At 53.0% G+C, this 18,560-nt stretch carries 16 protein-coding genes; 12 read left to right on the top strand and 4 right to left on the bottom strand.

Going from position 1 to position 18,560, the window contains the following annotated elements:
• Nucleotides 1-22: 22 nt before the first annotated feature.
• From K3T83_RS18990 to K3T83_RS19000, 3 genes are all read right to left on the bottom strand, one after another.
• Nucleotides 23-2,041: a tetratricopeptide repeat protein gene (locus K3T83_RS18990; RefSeq protein WP_220204529.1), complete on the bottom strand. Its 2,019-nt coding sequence runs from the start codon at nt 2,039-2,041 to the stop codon at nt 23-25.
• Between the two features lie 166 nt (nt 2,042-2,207).
• A complete protein-coding gene (locus K3T83_RS18995; RefSeq protein WP_220204530.1) occupies nt 2,208-2,969 on the bottom strand; it encodes a TlyA family RNA methyltransferase in 762 nt (253 codons plus the stop codon).
• Between the two features lie 115 nt (nt 2,970-3,084).
• Complete coding sequence (locus tag K3T83_RS19000) at nt 3,085-4,140, bottom strand: ROK family protein (protein WP_220204531.1); 1,056 nt, start codon at nt 4,138-4,140, stop codon at nt 3,085-3,087.
• A gap of 209 nt (nt 4,141-4,349) precedes the next feature.
• On the opposite strand from K3T83_RS19000, the gene serA reads away from it, so the two are divergent.
• The 7 genes from serA to K3T83_RS19035 all read left to right on the top strand — a co-directional run bounded on the left by serA (nt 4,350) and on the right by K3T83_RS19035 (nt 15,325).
• Nucleotides 4,350-6,278 carry a phosphoglycerate dehydrogenase gene (serA, locus tag K3T83_RS19005; protein WP_220204532.1) on the top strand — a complete coding sequence of 643 codons (1,929 nt, stop codon included), beginning with the start codon at nt 4,350-4,352 and terminating at the stop codon, nt 6,276-6,278.
• A gap of 182 nt (nt 6,279-6,460) precedes the next feature.
• Entirely contained in the window at nt 6,461-7,720 is a 1,260-nt protein-coding gene (locus tag K3T83_RS19010; RefSeq protein WP_220204533.1) for a glycosyltransferase family 4 protein, read from the top strand.
• A gap of 69 nt (nt 7,721-7,789) precedes the next feature.
• Entirely contained in the window at nt 7,790-8,410 is a 621-nt protein-coding gene (gene yqeK / locus K3T83_RS19015; protein ID WP_220204534.1) for a bis(5'-nucleosyl)-tetraphosphatase (symmetrical) YqeK, read from the top strand.
• A 154-nt stretch (nt 8,411-8,564) separates the two neighbouring features.
• Complete coding sequence (locus tag K3T83_RS19020) at nt 8,565-9,242, top strand: zinc ribbon domain-containing protein (protein WP_220204535.1); 678 nt, start codon at nt 8,565-8,567, stop codon at nt 9,240-9,242.
• 616 nt (nt 9,243-9,858) lie between these two features.
• Nucleotides 9,859-11,652 (top strand): polysaccharide biosynthesis tyrosine autokinase, encoded by a 1,794-nt coding sequence (locus K3T83_RS19025; protein ID WP_220204536.1) that lies wholly within the window; start codon nt 9,859-9,861, stop codon nt 11,650-11,652.
• A gap of 285 nt (nt 11,653-11,937) precedes the next feature.
• On the top strand, nt 11,938-12,975 hold the full coding sequence (locus tag K3T83_RS19030; RefSeq protein ID WP_220204537.1) for an NAD-dependent epimerase/dehydratase family protein: 1,038 nt from the start codon (nt 11,938-11,940) through the stop codon (nt 12,973-12,975).
• Between the two features lie 7 nt (nt 12,976-12,982).
• On the top strand, nt 12,983-15,325 hold the full coding sequence (locus K3T83_RS19035; RefSeq protein WP_220204538.1) for a D-glucuronyl C5-epimerase family protein: 2,343 nt from the start codon (nt 12,983-12,985) through the stop codon (nt 15,323-15,325).
• Between the two features lie 10 nt (nt 15,326-15,335).
• Here the strand turns inward: K3T83_RS19035 and K3T83_RS19040 are convergent, their stop codons facing one another.
• Nucleotides 15,336-15,761, bottom strand: a complete 426-nt coding sequence (locus tag K3T83_RS19040) for a hypothetical protein (RefSeq protein WP_220204539.1) — start codon at nt 15,759-15,761, stop codon at nt 15,336-15,338.
• A gap of 247 nt (nt 15,762-16,008) precedes the next feature.
• Between K3T83_RS19040 and K3T83_RS19045 the strand changes: the two genes are divergently transcribed.
• Genes K3T83_RS19045 through K3T83_RS19065 form a run of 5 tightly spaced genes read left to right on the top strand, consistent with a single transcriptional unit; the run spans nt 16,009 to nt 18,560 of the window.
• Complete coding sequence (locus K3T83_RS19045) at nt 16,009-16,329, top strand: PadR family transcriptional regulator (protein WP_220208257.1); 321 nt, start codon at nt 16,009-16,011, stop codon at nt 16,327-16,329.
• Nucleotides 16,313-16,660: a DUF1048 domain-containing protein gene (locus K3T83_RS19050; RefSeq protein WP_220204540.1), complete on the top strand. Its 348-nt coding sequence runs from the start codon at nt 16,313-16,315 to the stop codon at nt 16,658-16,660. The genes K3T83_RS19045 and K3T83_RS19050 overlap by 17 nt, the downstream gene beginning before the upstream one ends.
• A gap of 10 nt (nt 16,661-16,670) precedes the next feature.
• The gene (locus K3T83_RS19055; protein ID WP_220204541.1) at nt 16,671-17,021 is read left to right on the top strand and encodes a DUF1048 domain-containing protein; all 351 of its coding nucleotides are present in this window, start codon (nt 16,671-16,673) and stop codon (nt 17,019-17,021) included.
• 11 nt (nt 17,022-17,032) lie between these two features.
• Nucleotides 17,033-17,806, top strand: a complete 774-nt coding sequence (locus K3T83_RS19060) for an ABC transporter ATP-binding protein (RefSeq protein WP_220204542.1) — start codon at nt 17,033-17,035, stop codon at nt 17,804-17,806.
• 1 nt (nt 17,807) lies between these two features.
• Nucleotides 17,808-18,560 carry an ABC transporter permease gene (locus tag K3T83_RS19065; RefSeq protein ID WP_220204543.1) on the top strand — a complete coding sequence of 251 codons (753 nt, stop codon included), beginning with the start codon at nt 17,808-17,810 and terminating at the stop codon, nt 18,558-18,560.

The following is an 18,560-nucleotide window of genomic DNA, read 5'->3' on the forward strand; positions in this document are numbered from 1 at the left end:
CCGCCAATCAAAATGATGCCAATCAATACAGGCTTTGTAGTGTCTGTTGCACCTTTTCCAGATTGGAGCGAATGCCCCGAACATGTTCCTCCATCTGTAATACAAGGAAGATTCGCAGCGCATTTTCGTAGCAGGTTTCCGCAGCTTCCATGTTGGCTCGCCGATTGCCGCGTGTCAACTCTTGATAGGCGTTGCCGCAATTATTCTGGCCGGCAGCCCATTCAAAAGGATAGCTTTCAGGCGTATAGATGCTCCAGGTAGAGCGATACAGAGAGATGGCCGTTTCCAGATTGTTCTCGCGATCCCCCGTTTCCAATGCGCGGTAGGCATCGGCAAGGTGAAAGAGCAGTGAGGCCCACTCTAAAGGCATACGTTGTGAGGTATCGACGCTCATCGCCTCTTCATAATACGCGATAGCCCTTTGCAGGTTTGTCTGGATATTGCCCGTTGTCAACTCGGTATAGGCCGTTCCCAGATTGTGCAGCGTCCTGGCCCATTCGAACGGAGATGCGCGCCGCGTTTGCACCCGTAGAGCTGCTTCATAGCAGGCGATAGCCCGCTCTAGATGTTGCTGGCGGTCGCCATGTTGCAGGCTACAATAGGCATTGCCGAGATTATTCTGCGTCGAGGCCCATTCGACTGGCATCTGCTCGCTATTGTACACCAGCAGCGCCGCCCTATAGCTGGCGATGGCTTTGTTGAGGTTGGATTCCCGATCATCGCCGTGCAAGCGGTAATATGTGTTGCCGAGATTATTCTGTGCCCTGGCCCAATCATAGGGGAAGGCGTGGCGTGTGTAGACCTTGAGCGCATCTTCGTAATAGGTGATGGCTTTGCGCAGATATGCCTGCTGATCGCCTCCCTGCAAATTACAATAGGCATTACCGAGGTTGTTCTGCACCGCTGCCCAGCCGATCGGGAACGAGGCCTGGGTGTAGACGAGCAATGTGGCCTCAAAGCAGGCGATGGCGTGGCGGAGCTTCTCCTGGAGGTTGCCACCGGGCAGATCGAGATACGTCAGGCCAAGCATATTCTGCGTTTTCGCCCAATCGATGGGATGCTCTTCCTGAGTATAGACCTGCAATGCCGCGCGAAAGCAATCGATGGCATGCTCCAGGCGTTCCCGCTCGTCGCCTTCTACCAGCAGATTATAGGTAATCCCCAGATTGTTCTGGACCACAGCCCAATCAAGCGGCGAGTGTTCGCGGGTATAGACTTTGAGCGCATTTTCATAGCATGCGATAGCTTTTTTGAGGGTGTCATCGGACTCTTCCCCAGCCAGATTACGATAGGCATTGCCCAGACTCTGCATCGTGTTTGCCCAGTGTTGCGGATAGGCTTCATAGGTATTGACCTCAAGCGCCTTCTCATAGTGTTCTATCGCTTTGCACAGGTTGGCCTCGCGGTCGCCACCGGGCAGGAACGTATAGACGTTGCCGAGGTTATAATGGGCCAATGCCCAGCTTTCCGCCGAAGCTTCGGGTGTATAGACGGTGAGTGCGGCTTCGTAACAGGTGATCGCCTCTTGCAGCGTGGCATAGCGATCGTCGCTCGGCAGCGAGCAGTACAGGTTGCCCATTTGATCCTGCGTGCTGGCCCACTCCTGGGGAAAGCCTTCGGGTGTATAGATTGTCAGGGTTGCCTGGAAGCAGGTTAGCGCTTTTGCGAGATAGACCAGACGATTCTCGCCGGAGAGCGACATATAGGTCTGTCCCATGCTGTACTGCGTTTTCGCCCACTCAACCGGCATGGCTTCGCTGGTGAACACTTCCAGAGAGGCCTGGAGATGGACCAGGGCTTTTTTGAGATTGATCTGTTTATCGCCACGCAAGAGGACGCGGTAAGTATCGCCGAGGTCGTGTTGCGTCGTAGCCCATTCAAGGGGGAATGCGTCGATTGTATAGCTATCTAATGCCGACTGGAAACAGGCAATCGCCTTTTCCAGATTGCTTTGTCGGTCTCCATCAACGGCGGCTCCATAGCTCACCCCCAGCTCATATTGAGCCTGGGCCGCGTCGTGCCTTTTTTGTGATGATTCCATGCGGTGTGTTGTCTGCCAACTATGAGAGGGCAGGAACTCCCATTGCTATGCCAACGAGCATAGAAAGTACTCTCTCTCTGGATTCTACGGAGTACTCTGCTGCTTGTCAACAGTGTCTTTCTCGACCATGCTTCAACTTGTTATCGACTCGATAAACTCATCAATGTTATGGTGATTCTTGAAAGCGAATCTCAAACAGGAACTCACGATTGCCATCTCTTCCCAGGATCGGCGATTCGCTGACATTCCGCACGGAGAGCGGCGTATGCTGAGGTATCCATGTTTGTAGATCGTTCAGCACACGCTGATGAATCTCCGGGTTGCTGATGACGCCTCCTCCCCGGTCAACCTCTGCTTTGCCCGCCTCAAACTGCGGCTTGACCAGCGAGACGATCCAGGTATCGGCTGTATGAGCGAGCAGTGGAACCAGCGCGGGCAGAACCAGGCGCAACGAGATAAACGATACGTCGATGACGGCGCATTGCATCGGCTCCGGTAGCCCGGCGAGGTTGCGGATATTGGTGCGCTCCATGACGACGACGCGTGGATCGTTGCGCAGCGTCCAGGCCAATTGCCCATGCCCGACATCAATGGCGTACACACGTTGCGCACCTCGTTCCAACAAACATTGCGTGAAGCCACCAGTTGAGGCTCCAACGTCGACCGCAACCAGCCCATCGGGGCTGAGCTGAAAGGTATCCAGCGCTTTTTCGAGCTTGAGGCCGCCCCGACTGACATATTTCAGTTCGGGCGCGATCTCGGCAATGCGGCAGTTCGCATCGAGTGCAACCAACGTGCCGGGCTTATCCACCATCCGATCCCCAACATACACCTGTCCTGCCATAATGAGTGCTCGTGCCTTCTCACGACTGGCAACCAGCCCCCTACGCACCAGGGCAACGTCGAGCCTCTCTTTGCTTGCTGCCATGCTATCTTTTGCTCCTCCAATCACCATCTTTCGTAGTCGAGCGATTTATCGCGCAATCCCGCCCATACGCGATAAATCGCTCGACTACGAAAGATGGTGATTTCATTATGAGTGATTAAACCGTCTTATCATAATACACCAGCGCGCCAGCGCCGACCAGTCCCACGTCGGAGCCAAGCTGGGCCGGGACGATGCGCGCCGCCTCGCGCGGCACCTTCATTGCGCGCTTTTCGATGATACGACGCGCAGGCTCTAGCAGCAACTCGCCCATCTGAGCAACGCCGCCGCCCAGGATGATGATCTCGGGGTTAAAAATATGAATGACGTTGACCAGACCAAAGCCAAGCCCTTCCGCCGCAGTTGTGATAATCTGTTTGGCAATTGGCACGCCTGCCGCCGCAGCCTCAGCTACCATGCGCGCGTTAATATGAACGTGGTTGTGGCTGGCGACATGTCGGCTATCTTCGGGTGTGTTGGCGGTGTCATCCTGCTGGTGTGCCAGCGCAAAGGCCAGCAGTTCATCGCCCTTGCCCATCGCCACGATCTCGTTTGCCCGGCGAGCAATGGCGGTTCCCGACGAAATGCTTTCCAGACAACCGATGTTGCCGCAGTTGCAGCGCGGTCCATGCAGATCAATTGTCATATGCCCAAGCTCGCCTGCCGTGCCAACAATGCCCTCCAGAATGCGTCCTTCGGCAATAACGCCGCCGCCAATGCCAGTGCTGATCGTGATATAGACGACATCGCGACTCCCTCGCCCCGCGCCAAACATATATTCGGCGAGCGCAGCGGCGTTGGCGTCGTTCTCTACAAAGATGGGTAGCGTGAAATGTTCATTGAGAATAGTCCGTAGGGGAACATCGGTCCAGCCGGGTAGATTGGGGGGTGAGAAGACGACGCCCGTATGACTGTTGAGCGGTCCGGGCGCGCCAAGACCAATCCCCGCGATCTGTTCTAGAGTCGTTCCCGCGTCCTTTACGGCCTGCTCGATAGATTGGATGATACGTGGGATCAGGCGATCAGGCGTCGGGTTCTCGCCGGTCAGCAGGCCGATGCGGGAGAGAAGTTTGTCTCCTTGCATGACCGCCGTGCGAATCTGCGTTCCGCCCAGGTCTACACCTACGACCAGGGGGAGATTTTCATAGCTGGGTGAAGCTTGTTCTGCTGGCACAATGCCTCCTTGATTGATACTCTCCGGGTGATATACTTCTGTTAGATGATACTCTATTTCTATATATCGAACAAGTGACGCCCTCTTCATTTCTGCATGTGTCAATGTGCCAGATTTTCACTCCTGAATATGGAAGCAATATCTATGGAAGTTGTGTTGACTGTCAACTCAACATGGCGTATACTCGAAAGCAGGAGGAGAAGTGACGCATGGCTACAACGTTCGGCGCAGCATTGCGCCAGTTCCGCCTGGGGGCGGGTCTCAATCAGCGCGAACTGGCGGCGCTGGTCGGACTGGATTTTTCCTATATTAGCAAGCTTGAAAATGATCGCCTGCCGCCGCCAGCTGCGGATACAGTGGTGGCGCTCAGTCGTGCTTTGCATGTCGAACCGGAAGAACTACTGGTTCTGATTGGCAAGTTGCCATCTCAGATGCGTCAGGTTGTCGGCACCAATAAAGCTGCTCTGGTCTTTTTGCGCGAGGCGCAGCGTATGGAATTAACGGATGATGCCTGGAAAAATCTGACGAATTCCCTACAAGAAAGGTCTAAAATGTATCGCATTTTAATTACTGATGCTCTTTCGCCGCAAGCTCTAGAACTGCTCAAAGCGGCTAACGATACGCGTTATGATGTTGTCGAAAGCCCTTCACAGGACAAGTTAGCGGAGCTGGTGAGCGAATATGATGCGCTGATCATTCGTAGCAGTGTGAAAGTGACCAGTCAGGTGCTAGAGAACGCGGCACGCTTGAAAGTGATTGGACGTGCTGGCGTGGGACTCGATAACGTCGATATTCAGGCGGCATCACGACGCGGTGTGGTTGTGATGAATACTCCGGCTGCCAATACCATCACGACCGCCGAATATACTGTTGCGCTCATGCTGTCGCTCTATCGTCATGTTCCCCAGGCGCAGGCTTCGCTTCTGAAGGGCGAGTGGAAGCGCAGCAAATTTATGGGTTTGCAGTTGCAGGGCAAGACGTTGGGTATCATCGGTCTGGGGCGTATCGGGTCACATGTCGCGCATATTGCGCAGGCCTTTGGCATGAAGGTGATAGGCGTTGATCCATATATCAGCGCGGCGATTGCTCAAGAACGGAAAATTACGCTGGTCAGCCTTGATGAACTGCTGGCTCAGGCCGATGTGATTACGTTGCACTCAGTCCTGACGGCAGAGACGCGCAATATGATTAATGCCGAGACGATCGCGAAGATGAAGCGCGGCGTCCGTCTGGTTAATGCGGCGCGTGGCGAGCTGATTGATGAGACGGCACTGGTGGAGGCGCTTCAGTCCGGGCAGATCGCGGGTGCGGCCCTCGATACTTACGCTAAAGAGCCGTTGTCAGCCGATAGTCAACTGCGCACGCTCCCCAATGTCGTCATGACGCCGCATGTTGCCGCCAGCACCGTTGAGGCTCAGGACGACGCAGGAACGCAGGTGGTGGAGCAGGTGCTTGCCGCGCTGCGTGGCGATGAGTACCGCAACGCCGTCAATATCCCGGTGAAGGATGCCGCCGTCTTTAAAGAACTGCAACCTTATCTCAATCTGGCCGAGCGCATGGGCAGCTTGCAGATGCAGTTGGCGGCGCGACCGATCTCGCAGGTCGAGGTTGAGGTGCATGGCGATGATGTCGATGAACATGTGAAGCCGCTGACAGTTGCAGTCCTCAAGGGCATGCTTGACTCGATCAGCGATACGCCCATCAACTATATCAATGCACTGCATCTGGCTCTGGAGCGCGGCATTCGTGTTACAGAGACGCGCGGCCTGGTATCGTCCAGCTATGCCAATCAGGTGTTGTGTCGCGTGAAGTGGGAGAATGGCGAACGCGTTGTTGTCGGTTCGCTGCTTGGCGATGAGGCTCCGCGCGTGGTCCAGATCGACTCCTTCCGCCTTGAGGCCAATCTTGAGGGCATCATTCTGGTGGTTGAGAGCGTGGACAAGCCCGGCGTCATCAGTCGCGTCAGCACGCTGCTAGCCGCTAATGACATCAATATCGCCGAGTGGCGTCTGGGCCGAACCGCTCCCGGCGCGCAGGTGATCTCCTTCGTCAATCTCGATGCCCACGCTCCCGACTCGGTGCTTGCCGACGTGAAGAAGCTGGAAGGCGTGGTTGATGTGAAACAGATTTACCTCTAAGGATTTGTGAGAAAAATTAAAATGTCGTTGTTGCACGCTTTGCCACGGCAAAGCGTGCAACAACGACATTTTAATTTTTTCTCACAAATCCTGCTTGAATAGCCATTCATCTATTTGTATTCCCCTCCACTCGATGCTATGCTATAACATGCATATATGATCAGGGTGGTAGGGAGTAGTAGATGACGACGCACATCCTCTTTGTGACCTCAAGCTATCGGCCAGAGAACACGGTTCCCGCTATACGTATTTATAAGACTGCGCGGTGCTTGCTAATGCGCGGCTATCAGGTAACAATTTTAACCATCATGCCTCGTCCCGCTGATGGATTGGTGAGAAGCTCTTCGCGCACTCGTTCGCTGCGGGTAGAAGTGATGGATGGTTTGCGTGTTATTCGCGTCTGGAGCCATGCCGTCCCTGAAGATAGTGTCCGTCGTCGCCTGCTTGCACAATACTCTTCCGGCTATCTTGTCCCGCTGTTGAGCGAGAAGGCGCTGGGTGATCCCGATATTATTCTGGTGGAGGCACTGCCACTGTTCAATGCGGTAGCGGCTCGTAAATTGGCGGCTCGCAAGGGCTGCCCCTTTGTCCTGATCGTTGCGGATCTCTGGCCCGAGTCGCTGTTGTTGCCAGAGAATGTACAGGACACTCTGTTGCGGCGCTGGGTAGAGCGTGCTGGTCGCTCTACCCAGCAAAAAGCTGAGGCGGTCTGGGCTATCAGTGGTGGCGTACGCGATATGCTGGTGCAACGCGGCCTGTCTACCGAACGCATCTTCGTGTTGCCTCATGGTGTAGATACACATCAATTTTACCCTCGCTCTCAGAGCGCGGCCCGTGCCAGTCTGGGTTGGCCGGAATGCTTCACTGTCCTCTATGCTGGCTCGCATGGCTCTCTCCAGGGATTGGGAATGCTGCTGGCAACAGCTGCACAGCTAGAGAGCTATCGCGATATTCGTTTTGTGCTAGTTGGTGAAGGGAGTGAGAAGCAGGCATTGATGGAACAGGCGAAGCAGCGCAACCTTACCAATGTACTTTTTCTCCCGGCCTTGCCTCATGATCTCATGCCCGAAGTCTTCTCGGCGGCTGATCTGAGCGTGGTCCTGTTGCGAAAAGAAGCACAGATCACAGGAGCCTTGCCGCTCAAGATGTTTGAGACAATGGCCTGTGCGCGCCCAATCATATTGAGCATTGATGGCGAGGCGCGTCTTGTGGCCGAACGCGAAGCTGAAGCTGCACTGTTCGTGGAGCCTGAGAATGCCCCCGCGCTGGTGGATGCGATTCTCTATCTGCGCCGCTATCCTGAAATCGCGCATGTGATGGGGTTGCGTGGTCGCTCCTTTGTCGAGGCCTACTGGAATTGTGAGGTGCTGACGGATAAGCTGGAAACGCATATCGCCCATATCCTGAAGCGTCGAGGGAAGCCAGCGTCAAGCCCGGTGTAACCTGCTTGCGTATGATCTGAAAGAGGCATATTGATAGTATTTCAGAGCAGATGATACATAGGAGATTCGATGCGGAAAATACCTGCTTCAATGTTTTCTCGACTCTGTGACGGAGTTACGCTGACCGGGCGCGTCGCTGAGGACGTACCCACTTTCTTGCGCTATCATGGCTGCCCTAAAACGGCTCGTCATTCTGCGCAGGTGGCGGCAGAGGCTCGCCGTGTTGCCGAATATGTGGGAGAAAATGTGGTTCAGGCGGAGATGGCTGGCTGGTTACACGATTGTAGTGCGCTCTTTCCGACGCTCGAACGGGCCAATATTGCCCGTCAATGGAACATTCCTGTCTTGCCGGAAGAGGAGCGCCTGCCCATGATTATCCATCAAAAACTTTCGCGTACCCTTGCCTCCGAGGTCTTTGGCGTGGATGATGTGCTGGTGCTGGACGCCGTTGAGTGCCACACAACCCTCAAGGCTAATCCCACGCGGCTGGACAAGGTGGTGTTTGTTGCCGATAAGATCGCCTGGGATCAAGATGGTATTGCCCCCTATTACCAGAAACTGGCCGCTGCCCTTGAACAGTCGCTTGACCATGCCGTCCTGGTCTATCTCAAATATCTGTGGGATCGACGTCACACCCTCAAGGTGTTTCATCCCTGGGCGCGGGAAGCATATATGCAAATGTCGCTGTAATGAAAGTAGTGAAAAATGGTGGAAGCGGACTGATGCATGTGCTATGCGCGCAACATTGGCCCGCTTTTTGCGTATATCTATAACAGAGAAGACTTTTTAAATCAGTGGATGAAAATCAGGCGGAAGATAAAAAATAATAACTAAGGAAAAAACTGTGGATAATCGTTTTTACTCTGCTCCCAGTCTCGATGTTGAACGTATTGCCCTTGATCTGGAGGGCATGTTTGTTGCTCAGGGCTATCAGGCACAACATTTTGGCAACAAGAAGCAGATGACCGTCCAGTTCAAACAGGGCGGCGATCTGGAGGCTCTGATTGGCTTGCAGGCGGCGCTGACCCTGACCCTGATCAGTTATCCCGATGGCGTTGCAGCCGTTGTGGGGCAGCAGCAATGGGTCGATAAAGCGGTTGTTGGTGCTGTTGGTATGTTCTTCCTCTGGCCTTTGATGATCACTGCTGGTGCTGGCGTGATTCGTCAGTCGCAGCTAGAATCGCAGTTGCTCAATTCGCTTGACATGGCGGTGCGCCAGCAGCGGTCCGACGTACGGACGGGGCCAGTGCCGCCGCAATATATGGCGCAGATGCAGCAGCAATCTGCTCCTCCTCCTTTTTCGGGAATGGTTCCTCCCTGGCAACAGAGCGCACCTGCTCAGCCAGTACAATTTCCCTGCCCCAATTGTAAAGGGCTGAACGAGGTTGGCGACTCCTATTGTTCGTACTGTGGTACGTCGCTAGCAGTTCAGAAGAAGGTCTGCCGCGAGTGTAAATCACCGCTCAAACCAGATGCGGTATTCTGCGCAAAATGTGGAACTGAGGTTGCCGCCTCTTCGTAGATGATTGGTGTATTCCATGAAATCCTCCGGGCGTGACACCGAATATGGCAGGGGCGAGGGCTTGTCCTCGCCCGTTTTACCCACATGACACGTGTTGCACCCGGGGACAAGCCCTCGCCCCTGCCATATTCGGCATCATGTTCCCCGTTCCATTTGCCTGATACATCAATGATGAGCTTTAACGAAATAACCCGCTCAGGCATTTTTATTGTCTGCTCAATCATACGTATGATTTTATTTATTCTCTATACTAAAGGTATAAGGCCGTTTATGGCTTATTTTTCTTGATAGCGAGAGCAAACGTTGTCAGGCCATAATGCCGCCGTTGGAATGGATGTGGTGGAGAGGATACATGAACATGGTACATCATTTTGCTTGCTGTTTTGCTCACGAACAACTCTTTTTGCTGGCTTCTTCCTATTCTTAGGAGAGCCGGTTTTCCACCTCCAAATTCTTCTTCTGTATTGTTACTATGCTTGCATCCCTGTTATCGTATATTATGCACGTTTTCGCCCGTGAGGTTGCAGTATGTTGCTGCAAGGGTTCAAGTGATTCTCTTTATTTTTTATGCATATTCTGATACTAGTGGGTGAGAAGGAAGGAGTGTTAGATAGGGATGACTGTAGATTATTATCGCACTGCATTTGTAAAACAATGGAAAGCTATGCTGCTCTGTTTCCTGATCGTTGTCTTTGCCGTGTTGCTGATCAGTAAACAGATGACCCCCATCTATCAGGTCAGCGTGGTGATGCAGGTAACACCTCGTTTGAGCGGCAATCGGTCGGGGGTCGTCGATGCAGCGGTCACTGAACGGTTGATGCAGACAGAGGCACAGCTGGCGATGAGCGAGGCGGTGTTGCGCGAGGTTGCCTCTCGTTTTTCACCAATGACGCTTGATCAGCTTGTGCGCAGAGTGACCGTGACGCCGAGAAATAACACGCAACTATTTGAAATTGCGGTTCAGGATGCTTCTGAGAAGCGTGCATCTGCTCTGGCAAACGATATCGCTCGCACACTGCTCAAACAACAGTCTTCTCTCAGCTCCCAGGCCAGCACTCAGGCGTTACAGCAGATGCAGCAAGACCTTGATCGTACTCAGCAGCACATCGATACGTTGCTTGGCCAGATCTCTGATGCGCAGAGCAAAAATAAGAAGTCGTCGGTTCCGGTTGCCTCGTTGCAGGGACAATTGAGCGGCTGGCAGCAGCATTATAACCAGTTGCAGAACGAGCAGGCCCAATTAGAGTTACTCAATGCTCAGAACAGCCAGTTGTTTCAGATCGTCCAGTTCGCACAGCCCGGTGGACATCTGATTCGCCCCAATATACCGCTGAACTTGCTGGCAAGCTTGCCAGTCGCGCTCTCTCTGAGCATCCTGCTGGCACTGGTTCTTGAGGCAAAGAGTACCTATGTGCGAACACCTGAAGCGCTCTCTCAATTGCTGCAATGGCCAGTACTGGCTCCGCTATGGCGTATACCCGACGTTATTGATCGTCAGGAACTTGTTCATCTGCCCGATAACGAAGCCTCCAACACCGAATCATACCGTCTCTTACGCGCTAATCTCGGTTTTTCCTGCGTTGATCGTTCGCTGCGAACGCTGGCTATCATCAGCGCAACCCCTGGCGATGGCAGAAGCGTGATTGCGGCAAATCTGGCGATTGCGATGGCGCGTGTCGGTAAAAATACGCTGCTGATTGATGCTGATTTGCGGCATCCTGCCCTGCATGAACTCTTTGAGATTGACTCCTATAAGATGGGGCTGAGCGATGCGATCCTGACGGCCAGCACACCCGAATCGAACAGCAGGCGCATGCGAGCGCAATTTCTTACCCCTCTTGCGCAGGGGAATACGCTGGGACTGCCTCGTGCGCCCCATTTTTCTATTGATGCGTTCATCTATGATGTGGGGATTGCCAATCTGCGCGTCATGCCTGCTGGTACGTTGCCTCCAAATCCGACTGAATTGCTGGATTCGCGCGCGATGCAACGCCTGTTCATTGCTCTGGAGCAGACCGACGCCGAAATCATTATTTTTGATACGCCAGCACTACAGGGTCTCTTCGATGCCAGCATTCTTGCCGCCAGAGTTGATGGCACGCTGGTCATCGTGGATGCCAGCTGCGCCTATAAAAGACAGTTGAAACAACTCAAAGCAACATTGATGCAGGCCGGTGCCCATGTGTTGGGCTGCGTCATGAACAAAGTGCGTCCGGGCCGTTACGAATCTGTTTCCTACTCTTATATTGAACAGCCAGAGGAAGAACAGTTAGAAGAGCCACCTATCGCAACGACCAGGGCCAGGGTCTCTGCCGCCTCAGTTACGCGCCTGCGTATGTTAAGCGCCACGCGTACCCCGTTTCATGTCACTCCAGTTGGCGGTCGGCGCAGCGCTCGACGGAGAAGTTAAGAGACTCTCATGACTTTTAACAAATGAAGCCAGTAATGCGCCATATTTCGTAGTGGAGCGATTTATCGCGTTGGGGCGGCCTGTGGTGCACTTCCACCAACGCGATAAATCGCTCCACTACGAAATAACCCACCGGATTCATCGTTAAAAATCAAAATAAGGATAAATGACGTGTATATGGTTTTTAAATATGTAGATTGAAGTCATAGCTATACTAAACAGTAGATATGCATTTTCTATTGCAAATTATTTCAAGCAGGTGGTCATGTTTGGGAGGTGTGGTATATGGGTTCTGCTCCACGTGGAATAAAAGGAAAACATATTCTGGTGACAGGAGGCGCTGGCTTTCTTGGGAGCCATTTGATCGATGCTCTGATAGCGGAAGGTGCCAGGCGCATTACTGTCGTCGATAATCTTTATCTTGGCACTCCAGCGAATCTGATAGAGGCGCGACGTGATATATCAGGTTTGCAGATCCTCTATGTTGACGTTTCGGATGCTCGCTCCGTGCGCGATGCACTATTTGATCTGGGGCCAATAGATGTGGTCTTCAATTTAGCTGCGGTCCCTCTTCCTATTTGTCTGGAACAACCTCACTATTGTTTCGATACCAACATTCGTATTGCGTTGGTGCTCTGTGAGCTGTTGCGCGAAGGACGCTACGCAACGCTCGTGCACATCTCCTCTTCCTGCGTCTATGGATCTATGGAGGCGCATCCCCTCAACGAGAAGGATGCTTTGAATCCATTGACTCCATATGCCGCCAGCAAGATGTCGTGTGATTCTCTTGTCCTCTCTTACGCCAGAACGTTTGACCTCGATACGCTGGTGATGCGTCCCTTCAGTATTTATGGTCCTCGCCAGTATGATCGGCAATACGCCACCGTTCTGCCTGTGCTGATTCGCTGCGCGCTGGAAGATGCGGTTTTTAGCTTCTTTGGTGATGGCAAACAGTCGCGCGACTTCCTGTTCGTCTCCGATGCGGTCCGGGCTATGATTGCGCTCTATCGCTGTGCCGATAGTCGCGGGCAGGTCGTGAATATTGCGTCTGGTCAGGAGGTGTATATCAAGGATCTCAAGGCGAAGATTGAAGAGGAGATGAAAAAGGCGATTCTGTGTCAGTATTGTGAGCCGCGCCCGTGCGATATAGATCGCCAGCGTGGAGATATCACGCTGCTGAAAAGCTTGATCGACTGGGAGCCACAGGTAACGCTCGCTGAGGGGCTACAGCAAACGATTGACTTCTACACCGGACAGATGAACGATGCTCTCAACTCGCGACCGCAGGGGTTGGTTGCGTTGCACGAGGGAGTTGGAAGATAAGAGCCGAATGAAGAAGTATGGGTTCAAACCATTGGCCCCGAACCAACTGCGCGCTGATGCTGCCCATCGGTTCAGTGCAACGCTGGCGGGGCCAGTGACGCTGAGGGACCGTGATGATGAGTTTGCGCATCTGCGCTATGGGCGCGTCACAGAGAAGCCACTGTTGCCCTCTCTGCCACTATATCCCCTTGATATCTCGTCTTTGCTGGCTCTTTCAACAACGCATCTGGATCAGCGAGGCGTCTTTTGCCTGACTGGTTCTCCCGGTAACACCGCCAGACTCTATCATCCTCGTGCGATTGCACAGTACGCGCTTGCTCACTGGAATGCCTATCTGCTCAGCGGTCAGGAGTTGCATCGGGATGGTTTTTTGCGTCAGGTGGAATGGCTGCTAACTCATGAGCTATGCCTCTCGGATGAGGTGGGTGTGTGGCCGGTGCCATATGCAATTCCAGCATATCACGCGCCTGTTTCCTCGGCCTCTGCTTCAACGCAGGGTTGTGTGCTATCCGTCATGATCCGAGCCTATCAATTAACAGGCAGCGAGGTCTTCTTGCAGACGGCTCGTCGGGCGGTTGGTGCTTATCAACTGGATATTCTGGATGGTGGTATTGCCGCCCCGATTGGCGAAGATGGCCTCTTTTTTGAGGAGGTAGCCGTCTATCCCGCCGCCCATATTCTCAGCGGTTGCTTGCTGGCACTGCTTGGCCTGTACGATTATGTTGGAGTAACACAGGATGGTCGGATCGAACTATTGATAGAGCGCTGCATCAGTACGTTACATCTGCTGCTCAATTGTTTTGATACCGGTTATTGGTCGCGCTACGATCTCCTGCATGAGTATCTGGCCCCTGAATTCTATCACACCTTCCATGCAACGCTGCTTGAGATCCTGGGGCATGTGACCGGGTGCGATCATTGTCTGAAGCTGGCGGCGCGCTGGCACAGGTATGCACGTCATCCACTCTGCTCTCTGCGCTCTCTTCTGACCAGGCGTATGGCGACCTGGTGGGACAATAGGGGCAAACTCTGGCTGCGTGTACACCTCCTGGGCCTGACCACGCCTGGCAACTCCTCGTCGCTGCGGCGTGTGTGTGTGCCGCTGCCCCTGTTGCCGGAGGCCGATCACACACGCAATATGCTGAACTCAATTGCACAGGTGATGGAGCTGCAATGGCAGATCAGTTATCTTGTTCAGCATTCGTGCGAGACGAAACGCACGCACGCAGCGAAGCAACCGGCACCGTTCATTCATCCCTGGCGCTTTCCGGGCATCCTGCTCTATTGCTGGCATGGAGGCTGGCAACTGTTGCGCCTCGTGCGTCAGGGTGAGGGCTACCACCTGCTCTTGCCCCAGGACGGGATTGTGTGCGCTGCTTTTGCCGGATTAGTTGGTAAATTGGCAGGCGTTCGTGTGGTCTGCATGGATTCGGGCAGCATGCTCTGGCCCCAAAGTCCAGGACAACACAGCAGACGTGCACTCGTTCGCCAGCCTCGTCTGCCCTGGTATGAGCGCTTTTGTCGCGCGGTTGGGATGCTCCTCTATCGACCTTCATTACGTATGCTGGCAGCGATTGCTGCCCGGTGCTGTGATCAATTTCTGCTGGCAAACGAAGAGGTGGCGGAGATTTATCGCACCCGTTTCAAGGTGTGCCCGGATCGTATTATGCGCCTGATACCGTTGGTGAATGCGGCGAGTCTGACTATTGTGGAGAAAGGGGCAAAGCTGCGTCTGCGGGTAGGCTGCGGCCTCTCGCCTGATGTCATCCTGATTGCTCTGGCACATCGTCCTCTCGTGGAGGTGGATCTATCTGTTGCGCTGGAGGGGATAGCGCTGGCCTTGCGCACATTGCCCCCGCTGATCCGTACCTATGTGCGCGTGCTGATTGCGGAAGAGCGCCTGGGGCAGGGTAAGGTGATGGAAGAGATCAAGCGTCGTCATCTCGAAGATGTCTGCTGGGTCTGGGGAGAGGCAAGACCGGAAGAGATCAGGCAATTGCTCACGATGGCGGATATTTTCCTTTCCGTAGGGACGTGTCGGGCCGACGATATCCTGATGGTGCTGGAGGCGATGGCCGCCGGGTGCGCTGTGGTGGCGACAAGAACTTCTCTCTCTCATGCCCGCTTGCTCACGGAAGGGCGTGGCATCAGCGTTCTGCCCGATAACCCGGCTGAGATTGGAATTGCGCTGACCGATCTCTGCAAGGATCTGCAACTCTGCCGTCACATGGGAAGTCGGGCCAGAGAGTACGTCGCTCACCATCACACGATCCAGATCCTCCAGCGCAACCTGCTGCGCGCCTCGTTCTTTGCCCCCACGCTTGCTGAGGCAAGGAAAAGCGTATTGTAAACGGTGAGGGCTATGGAAGATTCATGCTTTTTCTCCTGCGTGGAAATTGCTTGCTAATGAGCGTTACCTGAATGATAGAGAAAACGAATGCGGGAATGGAACAGGCGAATAGGATAATAGAGAAAACGAAGCTTACAATCACTAATCCACGAATATATTCCGGGACTGTGTTGTGTACGGCGGAGATAAATGTGACGAGAGCCAGCACGAAAAGCGTAATGGCACATCCCAGGATGATAGAACAGGCGACGATACTGAGAATTGCCAGAACCAGGCTTGCTTTTCTGGGGGGTTGAAGCTTTTGTTGTTGAAATGCTGGATCGCTATACTGTTGATAGGGTGATTCGCTCTGCTCCTGGTAAGATTGCGAGTAGTTCGGTTCTGCTTGATACCCTGCGTTATATTCTTGTCCCTCCGGATCTTGCATCTGTTGCATAATTTCTGCCTTCTTTCGGAACATAGCATATTCTTATATTTCATTTTGAGTATAACAGGTTTGTGGATCTCTTACAAGCAAGGCGATCATACCGAAATTGGGATCGTGTCGCACTTCACTTGACAATCCATCATTTTTCTCTTGACGCTCACCCTACTGCGTGTTACAATATAGCAGTACTAAGTATTACTTCATATTGGTGTTACTGATTAGCAAGGAGGTGTTCGACACGGATAAATTAACTGAAATGCTCAAAGGTGTACTGGAAGGGTGTGTCCTTGAAATTATCAACCGAGGAGAGACCTACGGGTATGAAATCACACGCAAGCTCAACGCTTTGGGCTTTACAGACGTGGTGGAGGGAACGGTTTATACCATCCTTATCAGGCTTGAAAAAAATAAGCTGGTGGAGATTACGAAAAAGTCGTCCGACATAGGGCCGCCCCGAAAGTTTTTTACGTTAAACGACGCGGGCCGTGAGGAGCTGCGCCAATACTGGGGAAGGTGGGAGTTCCTCTCATCAAAAATCAAAGAGTTAAAGGAGAAAAACCATGAATTTTTGGGATAAAATCACAGGCAACGATATGACTAGAGAAATGAAGACTTTTGAGGCGCGCGCAAAAAAACTTCCGGCTGATTATCAAGCGGCATGGGGAGAAATTCAGGCCAATCTTTGGCCTCGTACAGATTTCACCGGACGTAACCTCATGCCGATTCTTGATCGTGTGCTTGGCCTGCTCGAAGAAGCGGTGGCAGACGGCCAGAGCGTCCGGGAGGTTTTGGGCGACGATATCGTGGGCTTCTGTTCGGCGTTGGCTGGCGAGGAGGGGGCAAAGTCTTATCGCGACAAGTGGCGCGAGCAACTCAACAATACTATCGCTAGAAAATTAGGCCAGTAGGAGAAGAACAATGAGTATACGAGATCTCATCGAAGGCAAAAAAGCGTGGCGAGCGCATATGGCGCGTGTCAAGGCGCTCCCGCAAGATTATCAGATTGTTTACAAAGAGATTCAAAAATACCTCTTTAAGGTCGGACCTGTCGAGCTAACCGAAATGACTGATTTGCTCTCGGGGATTGTCGATCTTTTTGAGGAGGGCGCAGCCGTTGGGAAAGGCGTACTCGAAGTGACAGGCAGAGATGTGGCAACTTTCTGTGATGATCTCATCGAGGGTTCAAAAACGTATGCCGACATCTTTAAGGAATCAGTTGACCAGGAAGTCGCCAAGGCCATGAAAAAAGCTACGGATAAAGATCATTGAGGGGGATCGGTATGGAAAATGCGATTGAGGTGAAGTGCCTGCGAAAATCTTTCGCAGGCGCGAAAGGCGCGAAAACCGAAGTTCTGAGAGGTGTAGATTTCAACGTCCGCAAAGGCGAGATATTCGCCTTGCTCGGCTCAAACGGCGCTGGCAAGACAACGACCATAAACATCCTTTCGACACTGCTGAAATCCGATGAAGGAATCGCGACAGTGAACGGTTTTGACTTGGTCTCGCAACCTGAGAAGGTACGGCGATCCATCAGCTTAACCGGGCAGTTTGCCGCCGTGGACGAGATACTGACCGGGCGGGAAAATATTATTCTTATCGCTAAACTGCGCAATATTCCCAAACCCGCCCAATTTGCCGACCGCTTGCTTAAACGCTTCGGGCTTACCGACGCAGCCAACAAACCGGCAGGCACTTATTCCGGAGGGATGAAGCGCAGGCTCGACATCGCTATGAGCCTTGTGGGTGAACCCGCCGTCATCTTTCTTGACGAGCCGACGACGGGGCTTGATCCAGAGGGGCGACTTGAAGTCTGGAAAACGGTCAAGGAACTTGCTGATGGCGGCACGACGATTTTACTGACGACACAGCACCTGGAGGAAGCGGAACAGCTTGCCGGGAGGATCGCGATTCTGCATGACGGCAAAATAATCGCCAATGGGACGCTTGAGGAACTTAAAAAGCTGTTCCCGTCCGCGAAAGTTGAATACATCGAAAAACAGCCGACATTGGAAGACATTTTCCTCGCTATCATCGGCAAAAAGGAGGAAAAATAAAATGAAGCATACAGCCGTACTGACCGGGCGCTTAATGAAGCACATTCTGCGCAGCCCAGATACAATCATCACGGTTGCGATAACGCCGATCGCGATGATGCTGATGTTTGTCTATGTGTTTGGTGGCGCGGTAAAAACGAGCATGCCCGCCGATGTGAATTATGTGAATTACCAGTTGCCGGGCATACTGCTGATGGCTATTGCCAGCGGTATAGCCTATACGGCTTACCGATTATTCATGGATGTACAGAAAGGGATGTTCACGCGTTTTAACTCAATGCCCATCGGACGCTCATCGGTGCTGTGGAGCCATGTGCTGACCTCTCTTTTATCCAACATGATTACCGTCGTTATTATTATCCTCGTCGCGCTTATTATGGGCTTTCGTTCAAGCGCGGGCATCCTTAACTGGCTCGCGGCAGTGGGAATCCTCGTGCTATACACACTTGCGCTGACATGGGTCGCGGTCATTCCTGGAATCACGGCAAAATCAATGGAGGGCGCGAGCGCGTTTTCTTATCCGCTATTATTCCTGCCATTTCTTAGTTCAGCTTTTGTTCCAACAAAAACAATGCCAACTGTCCTCCGTGTGTTTGCGGAAAACCAGCCGGTAACTTCCATTGTGAACTCTATCCGGGCGCTCTTGTCCAATGAGCCGGCGGGCAATGAGATTTGGGTCGCTCTCGCATGGTGTGTCGGCATCATCGCCGTGGCCTGGTTCTTCGCTATGAGAGCTTATAAAAGCCGGATATGA

Source organism: Reticulibacter mediterranei, assembly GCF_016587455.1.

Bases quoted from the DNA above. Each gene is read 5' to 3' on its own strand.
- K3T83_RS19065 (WP_220204543.1), top strand. From the start codon at position 17,808: ATGAAGCATACAGCCGTACTGACCGGGCGCTTAATGAAGCACATTCTG.
- K3T83_RS19010 (WP_220204533.1), top strand. From the start codon at position 6,461: ATGACGACGCACATCCTCTTTGTGACCTCAAGCTATCGGCCAGAGAAC.
- K3T83_RS19035 (WP_220204538.1), top strand. From the start codon at position 12,983: ATGAAGAAGTATGGGTTCAAACCATTGGCCCCGAACCAACTGCGCGCT.
- K3T83_RS19060 (WP_220204542.1), top strand. From the start codon at position 17,033: ATGGAAAATGCGATTGAGGTGAAGTGCCTGCGAAAATCTTTCGCAGGC.
- serA (WP_220204532.1), top strand. From the start codon at position 4,350: ATGGCTACAACGTTCGGCGCAGCATTGCGCCAGTTCCGCCTGGGGGCG.
- K3T83_RS19045 (WP_220208257.1), top strand. From the start codon at position 16,009: ATGCTCAAAGGTGTACTGGAAGGGTGTGTCCTTGAAATTATCAACCGA.
- yqeK (WP_220204534.1), top strand. From the start codon at position 7,790: ATGCGGAAAATACCTGCTTCAATGTTTTCTCGACTCTGTGACGGAGTT.
- K3T83_RS19030 (WP_220204537.1), top strand. From the start codon at position 11,938: ATGGGTTCTGCTCCACGTGGAATAAAAGGAAAACATATTCTGGTGACA.
- K3T83_RS19025 (WP_220204536.1), top strand. From the start codon at position 9,859: ATGACTGTAGATTATTATCGCACTGCATTTGTAAAACAATGGAAAGCT.
- K3T83_RS19055 (WP_220204541.1), top strand. From the start codon at position 16,671: ATGAGTATACGAGATCTCATCGAAGGCAAAAAAGCGTGGCGAGCGCAT.
- K3T83_RS19040 (WP_220204539.1), bottom strand. From the start codon at position 15,761: ATGCAACAGATGCAAGATCCGGAGGGACAAGAATATAACGCAGGGTAT.
- K3T83_RS19050 (WP_220204540.1), top strand. From the start codon at position 16,313: ATGAATTTTTGGGATAAAATCACAGGCAACGATATGACTAGAGAAATG.
- K3T83_RS18990 (WP_220204529.1), bottom strand. From the start codon at position 2,041: ATGGAATCATCACAAAAAAGGCACGACGCGGCCCAGGCTCAATATGAG.
- K3T83_RS18995 (WP_220204530.1), bottom strand. From the start codon at position 2,969: ATGGCAGCAAGCAAAGAGAGGCTCGACGTTGCCCTGGTGCGTAGGGGG.